This is a genomic window from Sphingomonas swuensis (genome assembly GCF_039538045.1).
GTDB lineage: Bacteria > Pseudomonadota > Alphaproteobacteria > Sphingomonadales > Sphingomonadaceae > Sphingomicrobium > Sphingomicrobium swuense.
In genome coordinates this window covers 1,014,192-1,036,364 of the sequence record NZ_BAABBQ010000001.1, presented here as the reverse complement: position 1 = coordinate 1,036,364, position 22,173 = coordinate 1,014,192, and the positions used below count along the sequence as shown (strand labels likewise).

Sequence of the window (22,173 nt, the reverse complement as noted above, 5' to 3'; positions counted from 1 at the left end):
CAAACTTCCCCACAGTTAACCGCCATGCTGCTCGCTCTCGACACCGCCACTCCGGCCTGCACCGCGGCGCTGTTCGCCGAGGACGGACGGCTGATCGACCGGGCCGACGAGGTCATGGCCCGCGGTCACGCCGAGCGACTGATGCCCCTGCTCGAACGGATGCTGGACGGCCGCCGGCCGAGTGCGATCCTGGTCGGCTGCGGCCCGGGCAGCTTCACCGGCCTGAGGGTCGGCATCGCCGCCGCCCACGGCATGGCGATCGGCTGGGGAGTGCCGCTCCACGGCATGTCGACCCTCGCGCTGATCGCCGCCGGCGTGGCGAGCGACGGCCCGGTCGCGGTCGCGCTTACCGGCGGACATGGCGAGCTCTTCGTCCAGCAGTTCGAGCGCAACCCGCTTGAGGAGGCCGGTCCGCTGGCGAGCCTGAGCCCGGCCTCCGCCGCTGCCGTCATCGACGCCCCCGTGATCGTCGGCTCGGGCGCGGCCGTGCTCGTGGCCGAGCGCGGGCACGGCGAGGCGCTCGAGGTTCCCGCGGCTGCCGCCAACGCCCTCTTCCTTCCTGCTAGCCTTCGGAGCCTCGCTCCGCGACCGGTCTACGCCCGCGCTCCCGATGCCAAGGCGCCGCTTCCGAAGGTCGCCGCATGAGCGGCACGGCTCCCCTTGCGCTCACCATCGTCCAGGCCGGAGGCGACGAGCTCGACGAAGTGATGAGCGTCATCGAGCGCAGCTTCGATCCGCGCTTCGGAGAGGCCTGGACCCGGGCGCAATGCGCCGGGATCCTCCCGATGAGCGGAGTCTCGCTGCTGCTCGCGAGGAGCGAGGATGAGCCAGTCGGCTTCAGCCTCAGTCGCCGGGTCGCCGACGAGGCAGAGCTGCTGCTGATCGGGGTGGTACCCGAGGCGCGGGGCCGCGGGATTGCCGGAGCGCTGGTGGACCGCTTCGTCGCCGACAGCCGCGCCGCCGGGTCCAGCCACCTTCATCTCGAGGTGCGCGACGGCAATCCCGCGGTGTCGCTCTACCGCCAGCACCAATTCGGGGTCGCGGGGCGGCGCAGCAAATATTATCGCGGACCTGGTGGCGAGTTGTTCGATGCCTTGACCATGGTCTATACCGTTGAACCTCAGTAACGATTCCCGCGCCACTTGCGCGTGATTAGCTCTCGGCGTTAAAGGCGTTCTCGCGTCCACCGGCGCGAGTTTGACGCTTTCGGGTAATCACCGGGGATTAAAATGAACGATAATGACCAAGGGGCCGAAACCCTGATCACCCTGACCGCCGACATCGTCGCGGCACATGTCAGCAACAACAGCGTCGCGGTCAATGACTTGCCGCAACTCATCGCCAACGTGCACGGTGCATTGGCGGGACTTGGCGGCGCTCCCGCCGCCCCCGAAGCCAAGCCCGAGCCCAAGGTTCCGATCCGCTCGTCGGTCAAGCCCGACTATCTGGTCTGCCTCGAGGACGGCAAGAAACTGAAGATGCTCAAGCGGCATCTGATGACCCACTACAACATGACCCCCGACCAGTATCGGACCAAGTGGGGCCTCAACGCCGACTATCCGATGGTCGCCCCCAACTATGCCGAACAGCGCCGCACGCTCGCCAAGAGCATCGGCCTTGGCACCAAGCGCAAGCGCGGCACTCGGGTCGCCAAGTAGCGCCTGACCGCCGTGCCGGACACGTTCCGGCGTCCATCTGGCCGCACTTGCTCGGGTGCAAAAGGCGGGATGGATGCCGGAACGGGTCCGGCATGACGGATAATCGCCCATGACGGCTTTGCTTTCGGCGCATCCTCCCCTAATCGAACTGCATGCACCGCTCGATCGACATTGAAGCGCTCTGCGCCGAGAAAGGGCTGCGGATCACCGAGCAGCGGCGCACCATCGCCCGCATCATCTCCGAGTCCGAGGACCATCCCGACGTCGAGACGCTGCACGAGCGCGCCGCCGCGGTCGATCCCAACATCTCGATCGCGACCGTCTACCGGACCGTCCGCCTGTTCGAGGAAGCCGGGATCCTCGAGCGCCACGAGTTCGGCAATGGCCGCTCGCGCTACGAGGCGGTGACCGATGAGCACCACGACCATCTGATCGACGTCGAGACCGGCAAGGTCCTCGAATTCCATGACCTCGAGCTCGAGGAACTGAAGCGCAAGGTCGCCGAGCGGCTCGGCTTCCGCCTGATGGACCACCGGCTGGAGCTCTACGGCGTCCCGCTTGAGCGCGACCGCTGATCTCAAGGAGCCGTCCGGCGCGGTGACGTCGCTCGACGAAGCCGCATCGGTCCCGAGTTCCCGCCTTCGTGCCTTCGTCCGGCTGATCCTGATTGCGCTGCTGGTCGCGGTCTGCGCCGCGATCCATCTCGTCCACCGGCTGTTCGGCCCCTCCCCCTGGCCGCGTCGGCTGCTTCGCGGCATCGGCTGGCTCGCTGGAGCCCGGGTCCGGAGCGATGGCCCGAGGCCGGGCGCCGGGACGCTGATCGTCGCCAATCATGTCAGCTGGCTCGACATCCCGGTGCTCGCCGGGGCGACCGACTGCGCCTTCGTCGCCAAGGACAGCCTCCGCGGGCACCCCTTCATGCGCTGGCTGTGCGAGGAGAATGGCACCGTCTTCGTCGATCGCGACACGCGCTCGAGCGTCGGCGAGCAGGTCGCCGCGATGGAAGCCGCGATCCGCAGCCACAAGCCGCTGACGCTGTTTCCGGAAGGCACCGTCGGCGATGGGCGCACCCTCCTGCCCTTCCGCTCGAGCCTGCTCAGCCTTGCCGAGCAGCCGCCGCTTCCCCTCACCGTGCAGCCGGTCGCGATCGACTATGGTCGCCACGCGCCCGAGTTCGGCTGGCCGACGGGCGAGAAGGGCGAGGCCAACTTCCTCCGCTTGCTCGGTCGGCGCGGCACGGTCGCGGTCACCCTCCACTTTCTCGAAGCGCTCCCGCAGGGTCTCGATCGCAAGGCGCTCGCCCGGCTCAGCCGGGCCGCGGTGGCCGACGCGATCGCTTCTGGCGGCGCGGTGCCGCCGCGCGTATAGGCGGCCGCCCATGACCAAAACCTTCCAGATCAAGTCCTTCGGCTGCCAGATGAACGTCTATGACGGCGAGCGGATGGCCGAGCTGCTCGGTGCCGAGGGCATGGTCGCCGCCGCTCCCGGTGCGGATGCGGACGTGGTCGTGCTCAACACCTGCCACATCCGCGAGAAGGCGGCGGAAAAGGCCTATTCCGAGGTCGGCCGGCTGCGCCGCGATGACGGCAGCCGCCCGGTGATCGCGCTTGCCGGCTGCGTCGCCCAGGCCGAGGGCGCCGAGGCGAAGCGCCGCTCCAAGGCAATCGACCTCGTCGTCGGGCCCCAGGCCTACCATCGCCTTCCCCAGCTGCTGCGCGAGGTCGAGGCCGGCGCGCGCCCGGTCGACACCGACCTGCCCCCGCTCGACAAGTTCGCCGCGCTTCCCGCCCGCCGCCGCGCCGGGATTTCGGCCTTCCTCTCGGTCCAAGAAGGGTGCGACAAGTTCTGCACCTACTGCGTGGTGCCCTACACCCGTGGCGCCGAAGTCAGCCGGCCGCTTGGCGACCTGCTGATCGAGGCGGAGCAGCTGGTCGCCGGCGGCACCCGCGAGCTCACCCTGCTTGGCCAGAACGTCAACGCCTGGGAAGACGGGTCAGAGACGCTCGCGACCCTCATTCGCCGCCTTGCCACGCTGCAGGGTCTCGAGCGGATCCGCTACACCACCTCGCACCCGATCAACATGGCCGACGACCTCATCGCCGCGCACCGCGACGTACCCGAGCTGATGCCCTACCTCCACCTTCCGGTGCAGGCGGGGAGCGACCGCATCTTGAAGGCGATGAATCGCCATCACAGTGCGGACGACTATCTGCGCACGCTCGACCGGGTCCGCGCCGCGCGCCCCGACATCGCCATTTCGGGCGACTTCATCGTCGGCTTCCCGGGTGAGAGCGACGAGGATTTCGAGGCGACGCTGAGCATCGTCCGGACGGTCGGTTACGCCAGCGCCTTCACCTTCAAATATAGCGCGCGCCCCGGAACGCCCGCGGCGACGATGGACGGCCAGCTGCCCGAGGCAGTCAAGGACGAGCGGCTGCAGCGGCTCCAGGCGCTCGTCGCCGAGCAGAGCCGCGCCTTCAACCTGTCGAAGGTCGGCGCCGAGACTCGGATCCTGATCGACCGGGTCGGGCGCAAGCCCGGACAGATGATCGGCAAGTCGCCGTGGCTCCAGTCGGTGTTCGTCGATTCCGACGCAAGGATCGGCGAGATGGTCGATGTCCGCCTCACCGCGGCGCTTCCCAACAGCCTTGCGGGTGAAGTCGTCACCGACTCGCAAGAGGCCGCGTGACTCTGCGCGCAGGGGCACTACATTCGGGAACGATGACGACCCTCATGGCTTCTCGCCGCTGATGCCAAAGCGCCCCGACCTTCGCGCCGTGGACGACCCCACCCGCGCCCGGCTCGAGATCGAGTTCGAGCAGCCCTATCTGCTGGGGCCGCTGTTCGGCGACTATGACCGCCACCTGGTCGCCATCGAGGACCGGCTCGGGGTGAACATCGCCGCCCGCGGAAGCCGGGTCCAGATCGAGGGCGAGCCCGACAGCGCGGCCCGTGCCAAGGAAGTGCTGGTCGACCTCTACGCCCGCCTCGACTCCGGCCAGGACGTCGATCTCGCGGTGGTCGAGAGCGTCATCGGCATGGGCGCGCAGCGCAAGCTCGACGGGATCCTGCCCGAGGCCGACGCTCCGGCTCCCGGCGGCGGCGGCGGCGCCCCGCGGGTGATGATCCGCACCCGCAAGAAGACCATCGTCCCGCGCTCGACCATCCAGACCAGCTACATGGAGGCGCTGGCCCGCGACGACATGATCTTCGCACTGGGGCCCGCGGGCACCGGCAAGACCTATCTCGCGGTCGCTCAGGCGGTCTCGATGCTGATCGGTGGCCAGGTCGACCGGCTGATCCTGTCGCGCCCTGCGGTCGAGGCCGGCGAACGGCTCGGCTTCCTCCCCGGCGACATGAAGGAGAAGGTCGATCCCTATCTCCGCCCGCTTTACGACGCGCTTTACGACATGCTCCCGACCGAGCAGGTCGAGCGGCGCATCGCCTCCGGGGAAATCGAGATCGCGCCGATCGCCTTCATGCGCGGTCGGACCCTGTCCGATGCCTTCATCATCCTCGACGAAGCGCAGAACACCACCCCGCAGCAGATGAAGATGTTCCTCACCCGTTTCGGCATGCGAAGCCGGATGGTGATCTGCGGCGATCCCAACCAGACCGACCTTCCACGCGGGGTCGAGAGCGGGCTCAATGACGCGGTCACCAAGCTCGAGGGCATTCCGCGGCTCGCCATGGTCCGCTTCGGCGCCGCCGACGTCGTCCGCCACCCGCTCGTCGGGCGGATCGTCGAAGCCTATGAGGGGCCGGGCCAATGACCCTCGACATCGTGCTCGACGCCGACGAGGATTGGGACAGTAGCACCGACTGGGCGCGGCTCGCCGAGGACGCCGCCCGGGCCGCGATCGCGGAAAGCGCCTTCCCTGCGCTCGCCGAGGCGGCGCGGCCGGTCGAGATCTCGGTGGTCCTCACCGACGACGAGCAGGTCCGTGCCCTGAACGCCGAATGGCGCGGCAAGGACAAGCCGACCAACGTCCTTTCCTTCCCCCAGGCCGAGCCCGACGAGTTCGAGTCCGCCCGCCAGCCCGGGCCCGAGCTGATGCTCGGCGACATCGTGCTCGCATACGAGACCTGCGCCCGCGAGGCCGAGGAAAAGGCGCTTCCGCTCCGCGCTCACACCGCCCACCTGATGGTCCACGGCACGCTCCACCTGCTCGGCTACGACCATCTCGACGATTCGACGGCCGAGGACATGGAAGCGCGCGAGACCCGCGCCCTCGCCCGGCTCGGGATCGCCAACCCCTATGAGGTCGCCGCCTGATGGCCACCCAGCCCGACAACGGCTCGCGCCTGTGGCGCGGAATGCGCTCGCTCCTGTTCGGCGAGGACAGCGAGCCGACGCTGCGCGACCAGATCGAGGAAGCGATCGACGAGGCCGAGGACGACCAGCCGCGGCAGGGCGACCTCAGTCCGCTCGAGCGGCAGATGCTCAAGAATCTGCTGCATTTCGGCGATCGCACGGCGGGTGACATCTGCGTCACCCGGGGCGACATCATCAGCGTGCCGCATGCCAGCACGATGGAGGATCTCGCCCGCCTGTTCGCCGAGGCCGGCCACAGCCGCCTGCCGGTGACCGGTGAGAGCCTCGACGAGATCGTCGGCATGATCCACATCAAGGACGTCTTCAACGCCTACTTCGACACGACCGAGCGCAAGCGGGTCGACGAGATCATCCGAACGCCCCTGTTCGTGCCCGAGTCGATGGGCGTTCTCGACCTTCTCGCCCGGATGCGCGCCGAGCGGGTCCATCTCGCCATCGTCATCGACGAGTTCGGCGGGACCGAAGGGCTCGTCACCATCGAGGACGTGGTCGAGGAGATCGTCGGCGACATCGCGGACGAGCATGACGAGGAAGTCCAGCCGTTGCTCGCCCGCCTCGACGACGGTTTGTGGGAAGCCGACGCCCGGCTCGAGCTCGACGACCTGTGCGAGGCGGTCGACGCCCGCCTGTCGGCCGAGGACGACGAGGTCGACACGCTGGGCGGGCTTGCCTTCATGCTCGCCGGCCGCATCCTGCCGCCCGGCGAGAGCGTCGCCCACCCGAGCGGCTGGCGGCTCGAATCGGTCGCCGCCGACGAACGCAAGATGACCCGCCTCCGCCTCCACGCGCCCGAGGGCACCGCCGAGGTCGAGGAATAGCATCTTGAACCCTCGTCGCCTGCCGGCCTCGCTGCTGGCGCTGCTTCTCGGGCTCTTGTCGGCCTTCGCCTTCGCGCCGGTCGGCTGGTGGCCGCTGATGCCGCTCGCCTTCGCCGGGCTGGCCTGGCTCCTCGCTCGAAGCCCGTCGCTGCCGCGCGCGTTGTTCGCCGGCTGGGCTTTCGGGGTCGGGCAGTTCGTCCTCGGCCTCAACTGGATCGCCACCGCCTTCACCTACCAGGCCGCGATGCCGCCGTGGCTCGGCTGGATCGCGGTGGTGCTGCTGAGCCTCTACCTCGCGGTCTATCCCGCGCTCGCGGCGGGTCTCGCCTGGCGCTTCGGACAGCGCTCGCCACTGGCCCTGGTCATCGCCTTGTCCGCCGGCTGGGCGCTCACCGAGTGGCTGCGCGCGACGATGTTCACCGGCTTTGCCTGGAACCCGGTCGGAGCCGTGTGGGCGGATGTCGGGCCGGTGCGCGGCATCGCGACGCTGATCGGCACCTACGGGCTGTCGCTTCTGACCGTCTACATCGGCGGGCTCCTGTGGCGAGCGAGCACCCTTCGCGCCGCGCCTGCCGACGGGGTAAAGACTACGTCGCGCCGCACCCTGCTGCTGGCCGCCGCGCTGCCCACAGCCCTCGTCCTGCTGTTTGCCCTCATGCCCGGTCCTTCCCGGTCCGATGGGGCTGCGCGTCCGATCCGGATCGTCCAGCCGAATATCGGGCAGGAGGACAAGTGGCGCGAAGGGCTCGACGAGGAAGCTTTCCAGCGACTCGCGGCTTTGTCCGCGGGAGGCACCTCGCCGCGCCTCCTCTTCTGGCCCGAGGTCGCGGTCCCGGTCGCCTTCCAGGCGGTCCCGACCGACCCCCGGCTGCTCCCGGTGGCGCTTCCGCCCGCCGCCCGCGCCGCGAGCCTGCTCCGGCCGGGCGACATCCTCGTCACCGGCGCCTTCGCGCTGACGGTGGACGCGGAAGGCCGGGTCACCGGAAGCACCAACAGCGTCATGCCGATCGACCCGCAGGGCCGGATCCTCGGCCGCTACGACAAGGCGCACCTCGTCCCCTACGGCGAATATCTGCCGATGCGCCCGCTCCTGACCGCGATCGGCCTGTCGCAGCTCGCGCCCGGCGTCGGCGACACCATGCCGGGCCCCGGGCCGCGCAACCTCGAGCTTGCCGGTTGGGGCCGGATGGGACTTCAGGTCTGCTACGAGATCATCTTCTCGGGCGAGGTGGTGGATCGCGCCAACCGTCCCGACTTCCTGTTCAATCCCTCGAACGACGCCTGGTTCGGGGCGTGGGGCCCGCCCCAGCACCTTGCCCAGGCCCGCCTTCGCGCCGCCGAGGAAGGGCTTCCGATCATCCGCTCGACCCCGACCGGGATAAGCGCGCTGATCGACGCCGATGGCCGCCTCCTCAAGTCGCTTCCGTGGCGCACGGCGGGGGTGATCGACGGCTTCCTGCCCCAGGCCGAGCGACCCACCTTCTTCAGCCGCCACGGCAACGTCATCCCGCTCGCCCTTGCGTTCCTGCTGCTCATCATCGCGGTTGGCATGGACGGTCGGGCTCGCTACAGGCGCGGCATATAAAGCTTTCTTTATATCCTTCTTCGCCGCCCCGGCGGCCCCGGAGTCCCATGCGCCAGTCCTATCTCTTCACCTCCGAATCCGTGTCCGAAGGCCATCCCGACAAGGTCGCCGACCAGATCAGCGACGCCGTCGTCGACCTCTTCCTGTCGAAGGACCCCGAGGCGCGCGTCGCCTGCGAGACCCTGACTACGACTAACCTCGTGGTGCTGGCCGGCGAAATTCGCGGCCAGGGCATCATGGACGAGGCCGGTGAATGGGCCCCGGGTGTCCAGGAAGAGATCGAACAGGCGGTCCGCCAGACCGTCCGCAGGATCGGTTACGAGCAGGAAGGCTTCCATTGGGAGAAGCTCACCTTCGAGAATCATCTCCACCCGCAGTCGGCGCACATCGCGCAGGGCGTCGATGCCAGCGGCAACAAGGACGAGGGCGCGGGCGACCAGGGCATCATGTTCGGCTTCGCCTGCGACGAGACGCCCGACCTGATGCCGGCGACGCTCGACTACAGCCACAAGATCCTCGAGAAGCTCGCCGCCGACCGCCACGCTGGCCGTGCGCCTTTCCTCGAGCCCGACGCCAAGAGCCAGGTCACGCTCCGCTTCGAGGGCGGCAAGCCGGTCGCCGCCACGGCGATCGTCGTCTCGACCCAGCATGCCGAGGGCTATGACGAGGGCGACAAGGAGGCCGAGCTCAAGGCCTATGTCCGCGACGCCATCGCCAGCGTCATCCCGGCCGAGCTGCTCGGCGACGAGACCGTCTACCACATCAACCCGACCGGCAGCTTCGTCATCGGCGGGCCCGATGGCGACAGCGGCCTGACCGGACGCAAGATCATCGTCGACACCTACGGCGGTGCGGCCCCGCATGGCGGCGGCGCCTTCTCGGGCAAGGATCCGACCAAGGTCGACCGCTCGGCCGCTTATGCCGCGCGCTACCTCGCCAAGAACATCGTCGCGGCCGGGCTCGCGACCCGCTGCACCATCCAGCTGTCCTACGCCATCGGGGTCAGCGAGCCGCTGTCGCTCTACGTAGACACCCACGGCACTGGCACCGTCGGCGACGACAAGCTCGAGCAGGCGATCGGCAAGATCGAGCGCCTCGGGCGACTGACCCCGCGCGGCATCCGCACGCTGCTCGGCCTCAACAAGCCGATCTATGCCGCCACGGCGGCCTACGGCCACTTCGGCCGCAAGGCCGAGGGCGATCTCTTCCCGTGGGAGAAGACCGACCTTGGCGAAGAGCTGAAGGCGCTGGTCGGCTAACTAGCGACCGGGACCGGGACCGGGGCGAGTTTGCCCCGTCCCGGGGCCTCGCGGCTTCGGCCGAGAGACCAGTTGGCCTGCATCCGCACCTGCGGATTGGGGACGCACCAGATCTCCCCGCCCTCGTCGAGCGCGACCACCCACAGGAGGTCGAACTCGGCTCCATAATCGATCACGGCGACGGCCTGGCCCTTGCCCCGATCGAGGACATGGAGCGGAAGCGGCGGGTTCAGCTGGGTGAAGCTCATGGCAGGACAACGGCTGGTGGCCGCGACGAGGTCCAACTCTGGTCCAAGGACCAGCTTCGCTCAGCGCCGGTCGCGGCTGAGCTTCTCGTCGCGCATCGGGTCGAGCGAGGGGTTGCCGGGCCCGCCCTGCACCCCGACCCGGTGACGGTAGACCAGCTCGCCTCCAAGCCAGCCCGAGTAAGCGAGGATGACCACGCTTGCGAGGCTCAGCCACACGCCGAGACCGCCGATCTGGTCGCTGTCGGAAGTCAGCCGCACGACGAGGTTCACCGCCTCGAGCGTGACCACGACGATGTTGGCAATCATGTGCCGGGTCGCCGCCCCGATCCGCTTGATCCGCTCGTCGCCGAGATAGTCGGTCATCCCCGCCGCGGCGGCGGCAAGCGCGGTGAGGAGGCCGATCCCGAGCAGCCAGTTGCTCGCGGTCGCCCAGCCGCCCTCGCCGGTCGTCAGCCACATGACGTCGGTGACCAGCGCCCCGATGAAGCTGACGATCGGGAAGGGGATCAGCAGGGGATGAATGGGATGGCCGGCAATCTGCGCGGTGCTCCGGGGATTGTCGCCGTCCATGTCCGTGGCATCTCCTCACCAGTTGCTCGCTCAACGTCCCCGCGCTTAAGGCGTATCCCATGACTGCGATCAAGTCGGGCGATCCGACGACCCTCAATCGACTCTACGGCCGCTCGAGCGGGCACAAGCTCCGGCTTGGCCAGCAGGCACTGATCGACACGCTCCTGCCGCAGATTTCCGTCCCCGACGAAGGCGAGATCACGTCTCGCGCCCTATTCGGCGACGATCGCCCGCTTCACTTTGAGATCGGCTTCGGCTCGGGCGAGCATCTCGCCCACCGCGCCGACCTGCTGCCCGACCATGGCTTCGTCGGCGCCGAACCCTTCCTCAACGGGGTCGCGACCGCGCTCGGCCATGTCCGCGACGGGCCGCTGCGCAACGTCCGACTGCACATGGGCGACGCGCTCGAAGTGCTCCGCAGGGTGCACGACGGCAGCCTCCTGATGATCTACTTGCTCCATCCCGATCCCTGGCCCAAGGCCCGGCACGCCAAGCGGCGGATGGTCAACGACGGGCCGGTCCGGCTGTTCGCCGACAAGCTGAAGCCCGGCGGCGAACTTCGCGTCGCGACCGACCACCCGGTTTACCTCGAATGGGCGCTGACCGTCATGCAGCGCCACACCGAGCGCTTCGAGTGGCTGGCCGAGAAGCCGTCCGACTTCCTCGAGCCGCCCTCGGGCTGGATCGAGACCCGCTACGGGGCCAAGAGCCGCCGCGAGGGCCGGCGCCCCTATTACCTGCGCTACCGCAGGAGCGCTCAATAGTCGGAGTGGAGGTCCGCCGGATCCCACAGGATCGATAGCGCGAGGCCGGCGGCGATGACCGCCGACCGTTGCTCGCCGGAGCGCGGCGCGAGGATGGTCTTGCCGGTGCCGTTGAGGTCGACCGCGCCGACCTCGCGGCCATCGACCAGGAACATGTAGCCGAGCGGGGTCGGGGTCGGCAGCCCGCCGCCCTCCATCCGATGGATCGAGCGCACTTCGAGCCGCTGGCCGAGATAGTCGAAGGTGCCGCGCCTTTCGGCCCGCCCGCTCGGCGAGCCCAACGGCCCGGCGGCCGCCTCGAGGCGGAGCGCGCCGGCGAGCCGGCCGCCCGACTGCAGCTCGCACGAATAGCGCAGGCGCTCGGGCGCGACGCTGATCGCGCCCACCGTCGGTTGCACTTCGCCGTAGCGGCAGCGTGCCGCCATGGCCGGACCGAAGCGGCTGTCGGGTAGTTCGAACGAGCCGCCGCCGCTGAACCGCGAAACGAGGGTGGCGGGGCTTCCGAGCCGCTCCGCCCCGCGGGTGAAGTGGCCGGGCACATCGGCGAGCCTGAAGCTTCCGCCGCCGCCCCCGCCCATGCCGCTCACCGCGATCCGTTCAGCCTCGGTGGCGAGCGACGACGGCACCGCGATCCGCGCCGCGCTGCATCCGGCGAGGCCGAGCACCATCACCATCGCCGCCGTCAGTCTCCGCCTGTCTTCCATGTCGTTTCTTCCCTGCAATGACTGCCGTCATGGACATTATTGCAGCTTTCACGAAGTTGAACGGCACTTGGGCGGGCCAGGCGCGTTGAGGCGCTCGAACCATAAATCACGGAGAAGACAGATGAACATCGATACGCTCGCCGGCGAAGGCACGCAGACCAAGGGTGATTTCAAGCGCGGACTCGGCGAAGTCACCGGCGATCCGAAGTTGCAGCAGGACGGCGCCGCCGACCAGCTCTCGGGCCAGGTCCGCAAGGGCGTTGGCCAGGTCCGCGACTTCGTCAAGAACAACAAGGCCGCCAGCTACACCGCTGCCGGCATCTTCGGCCTCGCGCTGCTCAACAGCCTGCGCAGCAAGGGCAACACCCGCACCACCAAGCGCGCCTGACGCCTTGCAACTAGAAAGGGCGGCCCCCGAGCGGAGCCGCCCTTTTTCGTGTCAGGCGGGGGTCAGCCTTAGCAGCCGGCCATTGTCCTCGAGCAGGTAGATCTCGCCGCCGGGCCCCTGCTCCACCTCGCGGATCCGCTTCATCGGCCAGCGCTCGGCCTTCTTCGCCTGGTCGCCGTTGACGTCCACCCGGATCAACGACTCACCCGACAGAGCGCCGAGAAGCAGGTCGCCCTTCCACTGCGGGAAGAGGTTTCCGGTGTAGACGATCAGCCCGGCCGGCGAGATCGACGGGTTCCACCACACCTTGGGCTGCTCATATTCGGGCCGGGTGGGATGGTCGGGGATGTCGCCGCCGCCATAGTCCGACCCGTTCGAAACATTCGGCCAGCCGTAATTCTTTCCCGGTAGGATGAGGTTGACCTCGTCCCCGCCCTGCGGCCCCATCTCGTGCTCCCACAGCCTGCCGTCGGGAGCGAAGGCGATGCCGAGCAGGTTGCGATGGCCGATGGTCCAGAACTCCGCCGCCACCCCGCCGCGGCTGGCGAAGGGGTTGCCCGGGTGCGGCTGCCCCTCTGGAGTGAGCCGGAGCAGCTTGCCGAGATTGCCCGACAGGTCCTGCGCCGGTGCGCCCTTCTGCCGCTCGCCCGACGAGACGAACATGGCGCCATCGGGAGCGAAGGCGATGCGATGCGAGAAGTGGCCGTTCCCGCTCACCTTGGGATTCTGCCGCCAGACGGTCTTGAAGCCCTGCAGCGCATAGCCGCCGGGGCCGGCGCTCAGCCGTCCATAGCCGACCGCCGCGCCGCTGGTCCCGCCCTCGCCTGCTTCGACGAAGCTGAGATAGATGCGGTTGTCAGGACCGACCACGACATCGCCGAGGCCGCCTTGCCCGGCCACCTTGACCGCCGGGACGCCGCTGACCGCGCTCTTCTTGCCGGTAGCGGTGTCGACCACCCACAGTTGTCCGCTTTTTTCGCTGACCAGCGTGTTGGCCGAGCCGGGAAGGAAGGTCATTGCCCAGGGCGTCTCGAAGCTCGCGACCGCCGCGACCTTGAAGGGAACGCTTCCAGCCGCAGGCTTGTCCTCGGCAGGCAGCGCCGCCGTGCCGCAGGAAGCCGCTGCTAGACCAAAGACCAATACGCCCTGTAGGTGAGAAAGCCGCATCCTTGCACTCCGCTGGCGAGTTATGGTTCGAAACCCCATAACGGGGTTCCCATGTAGGAAGTGCCATCTCCCTTGCACCCGGTCCATCTCCTCAGCCTCGCCACCGCCCTCCCGCCGCATCGAATCAGTCAGGACGAAGCCAAGCGCATCGGCCGTGACCTGTTTTCCGGTCGCAAGGCGCTCTACGACCGCCTCTCGGGCGTGTTCGACAATGCCGGGATCGAGGGACGCAACATCGTCGCCCCGATCGACTGGTATGCCGACGAGCATGGCTGGCAGTCGCGCAACGACCTCTACCTCGATGCCGCCGAGGCTTTGTTCGAGGAAGCCGCCCTCAAGGCCATTATTGCCGCAGGCCTCGAACCGTCCGACATCGACGGGGTGGTCACCGTCTCGACCACCGGCATTGCCACCCCGAGCCTTGAAGCGCGGGTCGGGCCTCGCATCGGGCTTAAGGCCGCGGTGCAGCGCGTCCCGGTGTTCGGCCTCGGCTGCGCGGGCGGGGTCAGCGGCCTCGCCACCGCCGCCAGGCTCGCCGCCGCCGACCCGGGGAGCCGCTGGCTGTTCGTCACCGTCGAGACCTGCTCCATCTCGATCCGGCTCGACACCGACGATCCCGCCGCGCTGGTCGCCACCGCGCTGTTCGGCGACGGTGCCGCCGCCGCGGTGGTCTCCACCGAGGGAACCGCGCTTGGCACCATCACCGGCGCGGGCGAACGGCAATGGCCCGAGACCCTCGGGATCATGGGCTGGCGGGTCGAGGATCCGGGCCTCGCCGTCGTCTTCGACCGCGCCATTCCGCCCTTCGTCACCGCCGAGCTGGCGGCGGCCGTCGACGCCATCCTCGCCGATCTCGACCTCACCCGGAGCGACATCGACCGGCTCTGCTCGCACCCCGGCGGAGCCAAGGTCATCACCGCGATCGAGGAGGCACTCGAGCTCGACGAGGGCAGCCTCGACCTCGAGCGCGAGGTGCTCCGCGACCATGGCAACATGAGCGCTCCGACCGTGCTGTTCGTGCTCGAGCGGCTGCTGAAGCGCGGTCTCCCGGACAAGGCGCTGCTGACCGCCTTCGGTCCCGGCTTCACCTGCTCGGCCCTGCTTCTGGAGCGCGCATGATGCACCAGCATCTCTGGCCCGCCCTCGCCATCCTCTTCTTCGTCACCGCCCAGCGGCTGCTCGAACTGGTGCTGGCGAGGAAGAACACCGCCGGGCTCCTCGCCATCGGCGCGAAGGAATATGCGCCCGGCCACTATCCGCTGATCGTCGCGGTCCATGCGACCTGGCTTGCCGCGCTGTTCTGGCTGGCCCCCGGCCGCCCGATCCACTGGCCGCTGCTGATGGTCTTCGTCTTGCTCCAGCTCGGCCGGGTGTGGGTGCTGCGCACGCTCGGCCCGCTGGACCACCCGGATCATCGTCCTTCCCGGCGCTCCGCTGGTCGAGGGAGGGCCGTTTCGCTTCGTCTCGCATCCCAATTACCTGGTGGTCATCGGGGAGATTGCAGTGCTCCCGCTGGTGTTCGGCCTGTGGCAGGTGGCGGTGGTCTTCTCGGTCCTCAACGCGCTGGTGTTGTGGATCCGGATCCGGGCCGAAAATCGCGCGCTCGCCGGAGTTGCCTGATGCCCGGCCTTCGCTTATAGGCACGCTTCCTCCTCACATCGCTGATGCTGGCGAGGCTGCCCGGGACACCGCGGCGGTCCGGGGAGGGCTGAATTCTAGGAAACCGCATGAACAGCAAGCTGACCGCATTGATCGATACCGAGGCGAAAGCACTCGGCTTCGACCTCGTGCGAGTCGCGATGATCGGCGGGGCGAGTGATCCGACGCTCCAGATCATGGCCGAGCGCCCCGACACGCGGCAGCTCGACCTTTCCGACTGCGAGGCGCTGTCGCGGCGCGTGTCCGAGCGGCTCGACGCGCTCGAGGCCGCCGGCGAGGACCCGATCGAGGGCGGCTACCGGCTCGAGGTCAGCTCGCCCGGCATCGACCGGCCGCTGACCCGGCTCAAGGACTATAGCGACTGGCAGGGCCACGAGGCTCGCCTCAAGCTCGCCCGCGAGGTCGACGGTGCCAAGCAGGTGACCGGTGACATCGAGGGCCTCGACGGCGAGACCGTGATGATCTCCGGCTCCAAGGGCAGCCGCGCCATTCCGTTCGATGCGATCCATTCGGCCAAGCTGCTGCTGACCGACCGGCTGATCGCCGCGACCATGCCACTGTCCGCCCAGGACGCGGACGAAATCATCGAAGCGCCCGTCGAGGGCGTCGACGACCTTGAACCCCAAGAGGAAGACTGACCCATGGCAACCGCCGCTCCCTCCGCCACGGCCAATCCGACGGCCAACCGGGCTGAGCTCCTCGCGATCGCCGACAGCGTCGCGCGTGAGAAGCTGATCGACCGCGGCATCGTCATCGAGGCGATGGAAGACGCGATCCAGCGTGCCGCCCGCGCCCGCTACGGCGCCGAGAACGACATCCGCGCCAAGCTCGATCCGCAGACCGGCGACCTTCGCCTGTGGCGCGTCCTCGAGGTGGTCGAGGAGGCCCCCGAGGATTACTACAAGCAGATCGACCTCAAGGGTGCCGCCAAGCTCAAGGCCGATGCCGCGGTCGGCGACTTCATCGTCGATCCGCTGCCCCCGATCGAGTTCGGTCGGATCGCCGCCCAGGCCGCCAAGCAGGTCATCTTCCAGAAGGTCCGTGACGCCGAGCGCGAGCGCCAGTTCGAGGAATTCAAGGACCGCGTCGGCGAGATCATCACCGGCGTCGTCAAGCGGGTCGAGTTCGGCCACGTCGTTGTCGACCTCGGCCGCGCCGAGGGCGTGATCCGCCGCGACGCGCAGATCCCGCGCGAAATGCACCGCGTCGGCGACCGCGTCCGCAGCCTGATCCTGCGTGTCGCCCGCGAAACCCGCGGCCCGCAGATCTTCCTCAGCCGCGCGCATCCCGACTTCATGAAGAAGCTGTTCGCGCAGGAAGTGCCCGAGATCTACGACGGCATCATCGAGATCAAGGCCGCCGCCCGCGATCCGGGCAGCCGCGCCAAGATCGGCGTCATCAGCTACGACAGCTCGATCGACCCGGTCGGCGCCTGCGTCGGCATGAAGGGCAGCCGCGTCCAGGCCGTCGTGCAGGAAATGCAGGGCGAGAAGATCGACATCATTCCGTGGAGCGAGGACACCGCGACCTTCGTCGTCAACGCCCTCCAGCCGGCGACCGTCGCCCGCGTCGTGATCGACGAGGAAGAGGGCCGGATTGAGGTCGTGGTCCCCGACGACCAGCTCAGCCTGGCGATCGGTCGCCGCGGCCAGAACGTCCGCCTCGCCAGCCAGCTGACGAGCAGCCAGATCGACATCCTGACCGAGGCCGACGCCAGCGAGAAGCGCCAGAAGGAGTTCGTCGAGCGCTCCGAGATGTTCCAGAACGAGCTGGACGTCGACGAGACCCTCGCCCAGCTGCTGGTCGCCGAGGGCTTCACCAGCCTCGAGGAAGTCGCCTACGTCGAAGCCGACGAGATCGCCTCGATCGAGGGTCTCGACGACGACATCGCGTCCGAGCTCCAGGAGCGTGCCTCCGAGGCGCTCGAGCGGCGCGAAGCCGCCGCCCGCGAGGAGCGCCGTGGCCTCGGTGTGGACGACGGCCTCGCCGAGCTCCCGCACCTCACCGAGCAGATGCTGGTGACGCTGGGCAAGGCGGGCATCCTGACGCTCGACGACCTTGCCGACCTCGCCACCGACGAGCTGGTCCAGAAGAAGCGCCCCGAGCCGCGCCGCCGCGCCGAGAACGCGCCGCAGCGCGAGCAGGACAAGGGCGGCGTGCTGGCCGAATACGCCCTTTCGGAAGAGCAGGGCAACGAGATCATCATGGCCGCCCGCGCCCACTGGTTCGAGGACGAGGCCGATCAGTCGCCGTCGAGCGACGAGCCGCAGACCGAGGAGGCCGCCGATGCGGACTCCTCGCAATGAGGGCGATCTAGACTGTTCCCCTGCGCAAGCAGGGGCCCAGTTGCCGGATGCTGACGAGGGAACGGGGCTCCTGCCTGCGCAGGAGACCGGCCCCCAGCGCACCTGCATCCTCACCCGCCGGACCGCCGACAAGGCGGAGCTGATCCGGCTTGTCCTCGGTCCCGACGGGCAGGTCCACCCCGACGTCCGCGCCCGGGCGCCCGGTCGCGGGGCGTGGATCGGCGTCTCGAAGGCCGAGCTCGAGACCGCGCTTGCCAAGGGCAAGCTGCGCGGCGCGCTCGCCCGCGCCTTCAAGACCCAGGCGGTCGAGGTTTCGCCCGATCTTCCCGAGCGGATCGAGCAGGCGCTCGCCCGCGGCGCGCTCGATCGGCTCGGCATGGAGGCCCGCTCGGGCACGCTGGTCAACGGCTCCGACCGGATCGAGCAGGCGGCTCGCGCCGGCAAGGTCCACCTGCTGCTCTATGCCAGCGATGCCGGGAGCGATGGCCGTCGTCGGCTCGACCAGGCGTGGCGGGTCGGCGGGGCCGAGGAACTCGGTCACCGGCACGGACTGGAAATCCCGGCGACGCGCACCATCTTGAGCATGGCGCTTGGCAGGGAAAATGTGGTACATGCGGCGCTGACCGATCGGGGAGCTGCCGCGCGCGTGCTTGAAGCACTGACCCGCTGGCGTGCTTTCATTGTAGGACATGCTGGGCTAGGCCGCGGCGACGACGCCGCTGGTCACGCATCGGCTGACGACGAGTAGACAAAGGAATTTATGAGCGACCAGACCGACAAGCCGAAGCTGGGTACCCGGCCGCCGCTGGGCATCAAGCGTACGGTTGAGACTGGCAAGGTCAAGCAGAGCTTCAGCCATGGCCGCTCGAACACCGTGGTGGTCGAGGTCAAGAAGCGCCGCATCCTAGGTCGTCCGGGCGAGGCTCCGGCCGCGGCTCCCGAGCCCGCGCCCCAGGCCGCCGCTCCGGCGCCCGCTCCGGTCGCGCCCGCGGCTCCGGCCGCCCCGCGCCGCTCGGCTTCGGATGACATCGCCGCCCGCAAGGAAGACACCGCCCGCCGGATGCGCGAGGCCGAAGAGGCCCGCATGACCGCGCTCGAGGATGCGCGTCGCCGCGAGGAGCAGGCCAAGGTCAACGCGACCGAGGACGAGAAGCGTCGCGCCGAGGACCGTCGCAAGGCTGAGGAAGACGCCGCTGGTCAGGCCGAGGAAGACGCCAAGCGCCGGATCGCCGACGAGGCCCGCGCCGCCGACGAGGCCGCTGCCGCCAAGGCTGCCGAGCCCGAGCCGCAGCCAGCCGAGCCAGCCCCGGCCCCCGAGCCGCGGATTGTCGCCGCTCGCCCCGGCGGGCAGCGCTTCACCCCGATCAAGCGTACTCCGCCGCCTGCCCCGCCCCAGCCGAAGCCGGCCCCCGCGCAGCAGCAGCAGGCTCCGGCCGCTCCGAGCGGTGGTGGCAGCAACAACAGCGGTGGCGGCTCGTCTGCCAGTGGTGCGGCGCGTCGGCCCGAGCCCGCGCGTCCGGCCCGTCCGGGTTCGCGCGGCGATGATCGCCGCCATTCGGGCAAGCTCACCGTCAGCCGCGCCCTGTCGGGTGACGACGATCGCGCCCGCAGCCTCGCCGCGCTTCGCCGTGCCCGCGAGAAGGAAAAGCGTGCCTACGCCCAATCGGGACCGCGCGAGAAGCAGGTCCGCGACGTGGTCGTTCCTGAGAGCATCACCGTCGGCGAACTCGCCAACCGCATGGCCGAGAAGGCCGCGGACCTGGTGAAGGCGCTGTTCAAGATGGGCACGCCCGTCACCGTCAACCAGGTCATCGACCAGGATACGGCCGAGCTGCTCGTCACCGAATTCGGCCACACCATCAAGCGCGTGAGCGAGAGCGATGTCGACATCGACACCGCGACCGACGTCGACGACGAGGCGACCCTTGTCTCGCGGCCGCCGGTGGTTACCATCATGGGCCACGTCGACCACGGCAAGACCTCGCTGCTCGACGCCCTGCGTGGTGCCAGCGTCGCTTCGGGCGAAGCCGGCGGGATCACCCAGCACATCGGCGCCTATCAGGTGAAGGTGCCGTCGGGCGACCAGATTACCTTCCTCGACACGCCGGGCCACGAAGCCTTCTCGGAGATGCGCGCCCGCGGTGCCAACGTCACCGACATCGTGGTGCTGGTGGTTGCGGCCGACGACGGCCTCAAGCCGCAGTCGATCGAGGCGATCAACCACACCAAGGCGGCCGGCGTGCCGCTGATCGTGGCGATCAACAAGATCGACAAGCCCGACGCCCGCGCCCAGCGCGTCCGCGAGGAACTGCTCCAGCACGAGATCGTGGTCGAGCAGCTCGGCGGCGACGTCCAGGACGTCGAAGTGTCGGCGCTCAAGGGCACCAATCTCGACGGGCTGCTCGACGCGATCGCGCTCCAGGCCGAGATCCTCGAGCTCAAGGCCAATCCCTCCCGCGCCGCCGAAGGTACGGTGATCGAGGCCAAGCTCGACAAGGGTCGTGGTCCGCTCGCCACCGTGCTGGTCCAGCGCGGCACGCTCAAGGTCGGCGACGTGTTCGTCGTCGGCGCCGCGAGCGGCAAGGTCCGGGCGATGATCGACGATCATGGCCGCCAGGTGAAGGAAGCCGGGCCGTCGATGCCGGTCGAGGTCCTCGGCCTCGGCTCGGTGCCGAGCGCGGGCGACCAGCTCACCGTCGTCGAGAATGAGGGGCGTGCCCGCGAGGTCGCCGCCTATCGCCAGGGCGTGCTCGACCGGAAGCGGACCACCGCCGCTCCGATGAGCCTCGAGAACATGTTCGCCAACCGGGCCTCGACCACCATCGAGTTCCCGCTGGTCGTCAAGGCCGACGTTCAGGGCTCGGCCGAGGCGATCGTTAACGCGCTCAACCGCCTGTCGACCGACGAGATCAAGGTCCGCATCCTCAACTCGGGGGTCGGCGCGATCACCGAGAGCGACGTCACTTTGGCCTCGGCCACCGGCGCGCCGATCATCGGCTTCAACGTCCGTCCGAACGCCAAGGCGCGCGAGGTCGCGGCGCGGAACAAGACCGAGCTTCGCTACTATGACGTCATCTATCACCTGACCGACTGGGCCAAGGGTGCGATGGCGGGCGAGCTTGGTCCCGAGATCATCGAGACGGTCGTCGGCCGTGCGCGGGTCCAAGAAGTCTTCCCGGCCGGCAAGCGCGACAAGGCCGCCGGTCTGCTGGTGCTCGAAGGCGCGATCCGCAAGGGTCTCCACGCCCGCCTCACCCGCGAGGATGTCATCGTCTCCAAGACGACCATCGCCTCGCTCAGGCGGTTCAAGGACGACGTGGCGCAGGTCATCGCCGGCCTCGAGTGCGGCGTGCTCCTGGCCGACACCAACGATATCAAGGCAGGCGACAATCTCGAGGTGTTCGAGGTCGAAGAGCGGGCGCGCACCCTCTGAGTGCAGGGGAGCTGGAAGAGGATCCGCAGGAGCAGGCAGTCACGGGGCGCATGCTCAATGGCTGCCTTGAAAGCCTCGGCTGCGCGACCTGGCTTTCGCTCTCCTGTCTCCTGCTGATCTGGATTGGCTGATGGCACATCGTACCGAAACCTCCGAAGGTCGCTCCGTCCGCCTGCTTCGCGTCGGCGAACAGGTGCGTCACGTGCTGAGCGAAGTGCTGGCGCGCGGCGACGTCCATGACGCGACGCTGCAGAGCCATCTCGTCAGCGTGACCGAGGTCCGGATGAGCCCCGACCTTCGCCACGCCACCGTGTTCGTGAAGCCCCTCCTCGGGCAGGACGAGGAAGTGGTGCTGAAGGCGCTTCGCACCAACACCGCCTATCTCCAGAGCGAGGTCGCGCGGCGGGTGAACACCAAATATGCCGCGAAGCTCAAGTTCCTGGCGGACGAGAGCTTCGACGAGGGCGGCAAGATCGACCAGATCCTGCGCACTCCGCACGTTCGTCAGGACCTCGCCGAGGAGTGAGCGGGCTCGGCGCGCCCATGGCTGGCGAGGGCTGCACCGCCCTCCCCTTCGCCGAGGAGCATCGCGCCGCGCTGCAAGCCGCCTGCGCCGAGGATCGCGAGATCTGGCCGATCTACTCGGTCGACTGCGGGCCCGAGGGATTCGACCGGACCATCGACGGCCTGCTCGAGCGACCCGACGCCGAGACCTTCACCCTGTGGGACGGCCAGCTCCTCGCCGGCATGTCTAGCTACCTCAGGATCGAGCCCCGCAACCGCGCGCTCGAGATCGGCTTCACCTATCTTCGACCGGCCGTTCGCGGCACCGGGCTCAACCGGCGGATCAAGGACATGATGATCGGCCGGGCGATCGAGGCCGGTTTTCATCGCGTCGAATTCCGGGTCGATGCCCGCAATGCACGCAGCCAGGCCGCGGTCGCGAAGCTCGGCGCGACCCGCGAGGGCATCCGCCGCGCCGACACCGTCACCTGGACCGGCCATGTGCGCGACACGGTGATGTTCTCGATCCTCGCCGACGAGTGGCTGGCCCAAAAGCGGTAGGACCGCATCGCGGCTGCCGCGTTGATGCTTCCGACACAAACAGGAGCATCACGATGACCGAGAAGAAGGGCCACGGCAGCGCCACCGCGCAGAAGGCCAACGCCAAGGCCTCGCACGAAGGCAAGAAGAACCCCCGCAAGTCTTCCGCGGCTCAGGCCGAGCTCGGCAAGAAGGGCGGAAAGGCGGCGGCCAAGAAGTGAACTGGACCCCGGC

26 protein-coding genes are annotated in these 22,173 nt (G+C 68.8%); 22 read left to right on the top strand and 4 right to left on the bottom strand.

From position 1 onward, the window contains the following. The first annotated feature begins 24 nt into the window (after positions 1 to 24). The 11 genes from tsaB (at position 25) to metK (ending at position 9,656) form a co-directional block, all read left to right on the top strand. A complete protein-coding gene (tsaB, locus tag ABD727_RS05205) occupies positions 25 to 645 on the top strand; it encodes a tRNA (adenosine(37)-N6)-threonylcarbamoyltransferase complex dimerization subunit type 1 TsaB (RefSeq protein WP_344706319.1) in 621 nt (206 codons plus the stop codon). Further along, positions 642 to 1,127, top strand: a complete 486-nt coding sequence (locus ABD727_RS05200) for a GNAT family N-acetyltransferase (RefSeq protein WP_344706317.1) — start codon at positions 642 to 644, stop codon at positions 1,125 to 1,127. Before tsaB ends, ABD727_RS05200 begins: the two co-directional genes overlap by 4 nt. 102 nt (positions 1,128 to 1,229) lie before the next feature. Further along, the gene (locus ABD727_RS05195) at positions 1,230 to 1,658 is read left to right on the top strand and encodes a Ros/MucR family transcriptional regulator (RefSeq protein WP_344706316.1); all 429 of its coding nucleotides are present in this window, start codon (positions 1,230 to 1,232) and stop codon (positions 1,656 to 1,658) included. A gap of 152 nt (positions 1,659 to 1,810) precedes the next feature. After that, the gene (locus ABD727_RS05190) at positions 1,811 to 2,233 is read left to right on the top strand and encodes a Fur family transcriptional regulator (protein ID WP_344706315.1); all 423 of its coding nucleotides are present in this window, start codon (positions 1,811 to 1,813) and stop codon (positions 2,231 to 2,233) included. Then, positions 2,217 to 3,026 (top strand): lysophospholipid acyltransferase family protein, encoded by an 810-nt coding sequence (locus tag ABD727_RS05185; RefSeq protein WP_344706314.1) that lies wholly within the window; start codon positions 2,217 to 2,219, stop codon positions 3,024 to 3,026. The genes ABD727_RS05190 and ABD727_RS05185 overlap by 17 nt, the downstream gene beginning before the upstream one ends. Positions 3,027 to 3,036: 10 nt before the next feature. Continuing rightward, a complete protein-coding gene (miaB, locus tag ABD727_RS05180) occupies positions 3,037 to 4,347 on the top strand; it encodes a tRNA (N6-isopentenyl adenosine(37)-C2)-methylthiotransferase MiaB (RefSeq protein ID WP_344706313.1) in 1,311 nt (436 codons plus the stop codon). A gap of 61 nt (positions 4,348 to 4,408) precedes the next feature. Continuing rightward, the gene (locus ABD727_RS05175) at positions 4,409 to 5,431 is read left to right on the top strand and encodes a PhoH family protein (protein ID WP_425566762.1); all 1,023 of its coding nucleotides are present in this window, start codon (positions 4,409 to 4,411) and stop codon (positions 5,429 to 5,431) included. After that, complete coding sequence (ybeY, locus tag ABD727_RS05170; RefSeq protein WP_344706311.1) at positions 5,428 to 5,934, top strand: rRNA maturation RNase YbeY; 507 nt, start codon at positions 5,428 to 5,430, stop codon at positions 5,932 to 5,934. Before ABD727_RS05175 ends, ybeY begins: the two co-directional genes overlap by 4 nt. Further along, a complete protein-coding gene (locus ABD727_RS05165; RefSeq protein WP_344706310.1) occupies positions 5,934 to 6,812 on the top strand; it encodes a hemolysin family protein in 879 nt (292 codons plus the stop codon). The genes ybeY and ABD727_RS05165 overlap by 1 nt, the downstream gene beginning before the upstream one ends. 4 nt (positions 6,813 to 6,816) lie before the next feature. Beyond that, positions 6,817 to 8,397, top strand: a complete 1,581-nt coding sequence (lnt, locus tag ABD727_RS05160; RefSeq protein ID WP_344706309.1) for an apolipoprotein N-acyltransferase — start codon at positions 6,817 to 6,819, stop codon at positions 8,395 to 8,397. A 47-nt stretch (positions 8,398 to 8,444) separates the two neighbouring features. Next, positions 8,445 to 9,656 (top strand): methionine adenosyltransferase, encoded by a 1,212-nt coding sequence (metK, locus tag ABD727_RS05155; RefSeq protein ID WP_344706308.1) that lies wholly within the window; start codon positions 8,445 to 8,447, stop codon positions 9,654 to 9,656. Here metK and ABD727_RS05150 read toward each other — a convergent pair. After that, positions 9,653 to 9,904, bottom strand: coding sequence for a hypothetical protein (locus tag ABD727_RS05150; RefSeq protein WP_344706307.1), 252 nt, complete (start codon positions 9,902 to 9,904; stop codon positions 9,653 to 9,655). The two genes, metK and ABD727_RS05150, sit on opposite strands and share 4 nt — an antisense overlap. Positions 9,905 to 9,964: 60 nt before the next feature. Then, positions 9,965 to 10,474, bottom strand: coding sequence for a DUF2231 domain-containing protein (locus ABD727_RS05145; RefSeq protein WP_344706306.1), 510 nt, complete (start codon positions 10,472 to 10,474; stop codon positions 9,965 to 9,967). A gap of 59 nt (positions 10,475 to 10,533) precedes the next feature. On the opposite strand from ABD727_RS05145, the gene trmB reads away from it, so the two are divergent. Then, the gene (gene trmB, locus ABD727_RS05140; protein WP_344706305.1) at positions 10,534 to 11,238 is read left to right on the top strand and encodes a tRNA (guanosine(46)-N7)-methyltransferase TrmB; all 705 of its coding nucleotides are present in this window, start codon (positions 10,534 to 10,536) and stop codon (positions 11,236 to 11,238) included. Here the strand turns inward: trmB and ABD727_RS05135 are convergent. Next, the gene (locus ABD727_RS05135) at positions 11,232 to 11,942 is read right to left on the bottom strand and encodes a VV20781 family protein (protein ID WP_344706304.1); all 711 of its coding nucleotides are present in this window, start codon (positions 11,940 to 11,942) and stop codon (positions 11,232 to 11,234) included. The two genes, trmB and ABD727_RS05135, sit on opposite strands and share 7 nt — an antisense overlap. A 121-nt stretch (positions 11,943 to 12,063) precedes the next feature. Here ABD727_RS05135 and ABD727_RS05130 point away from each other — a divergent pair, with 121 nt between their 5' ends. After that, entirely contained in the window at positions 12,064 to 12,330 is a 267-nt protein-coding gene (locus ABD727_RS05130) for a CsbD family protein (protein ID WP_344706303.1), read from the top strand. Between the two features lie 51 nt (positions 12,331 to 12,381). Here the strand turns inward: ABD727_RS05130 and ABD727_RS05125 are convergent, their stop codons facing one another. Beyond that, entirely contained in the window at positions 12,382 to 13,470 is a 1,089-nt protein-coding gene (locus tag ABD727_RS05125) for a PQQ-dependent sugar dehydrogenase (RefSeq protein ID WP_344706302.1), read from the bottom strand. A 99-nt stretch (positions 13,471 to 13,569) separates the two neighbouring features. Between ABD727_RS05125 and ABD727_RS05120 the strand changes: the two genes are divergently transcribed. The 9 genes from ABD727_RS05120 to ABD727_RS05080 all read left to right on the top strand — a co-directional run bounded on the left by ABD727_RS05120 (position 13,570) and on the right by ABD727_RS05080 (position 22,160). After that, entirely contained in the window at positions 13,570 to 14,616 is a 1,047-nt protein-coding gene (locus ABD727_RS05120) for a type III polyketide synthase (RefSeq protein ID WP_344706301.1), read from the top strand. Then, complete coding sequence (locus ABD727_RS13945; protein ID WP_425566761.1) at positions 14,616 to 15,137, top strand: hypothetical protein; 522 nt, start codon at positions 14,616 to 14,618, stop codon at positions 15,135 to 15,137. Before ABD727_RS05120 ends, ABD727_RS13945 begins: the two co-directional genes overlap by 1 nt. An 87-nt stretch (positions 15,138 to 15,224) precedes the next feature. Next, on the top strand, positions 15,225 to 15,794 hold the full coding sequence (gene rimP, locus ABD727_RS05110) for a ribosome maturation protein RimP (RefSeq protein WP_344706300.1): 570 nt from the start codon (positions 15,225 to 15,227) through the stop codon (positions 15,792 to 15,794). A gap of 3 nt (positions 15,795 to 15,797) precedes the next feature. Further along, positions 15,798 to 17,462, top strand: a complete 1,665-nt coding sequence (gene nusA / locus ABD727_RS05105; protein WP_344706299.1) for a transcription termination factor NusA — start codon at positions 15,798 to 15,800, stop codon at positions 17,460 to 17,462. A gap of 40 nt (positions 17,463 to 17,502) precedes the next feature. Next, the gene (locus ABD727_RS05100) at positions 17,503 to 18,210 is read left to right on the top strand and encodes a DUF448 domain-containing protein (protein WP_344706298.1); all 708 of its coding nucleotides are present in this window, start codon (positions 17,503 to 17,505) and stop codon (positions 18,208 to 18,210) included. Between the two features lie 12 nt (positions 18,211 to 18,222). Then, a complete protein-coding gene (gene infB, locus ABD727_RS05095; protein ID WP_344706297.1) occupies positions 18,223 to 20,895 on the top strand; it encodes a translation initiation factor IF-2 in 2,673 nt (890 codons plus the stop codon). Positions 20,896 to 21,025: 130 nt separating this feature from the next. Further along, positions 21,026 to 21,421 carry a 30S ribosome-binding factor RbfA gene (gene rbfA / locus ABD727_RS05090; RefSeq protein WP_344706296.1) on the top strand — a complete coding sequence of 132 codons (396 nt, stop codon included), beginning with the start codon at positions 21,026 to 21,028 and terminating at the stop codon, positions 21,419 to 21,421. Next, positions 21,418 to 21,960 (top strand): GNAT family N-acetyltransferase, encoded by a 543-nt coding sequence (locus ABD727_RS05085; RefSeq protein ID WP_344706295.1) that lies wholly within the window; start codon positions 21,418 to 21,420, stop codon positions 21,958 to 21,960. Before rbfA ends, ABD727_RS05085 begins: the two co-directional genes overlap by 4 nt. Before the next feature lie 53 nt (positions 21,961 to 22,013). Next, complete coding sequence (locus ABD727_RS05080) at positions 22,014 to 22,160, top strand: hypothetical protein (RefSeq protein ID WP_344706294.1); 147 nt, start codon at positions 22,014 to 22,016, stop codon at positions 22,158 to 22,160. The last annotated feature ends 13 nt before the right edge of the window (positions 22,161 to 22,173 follow it).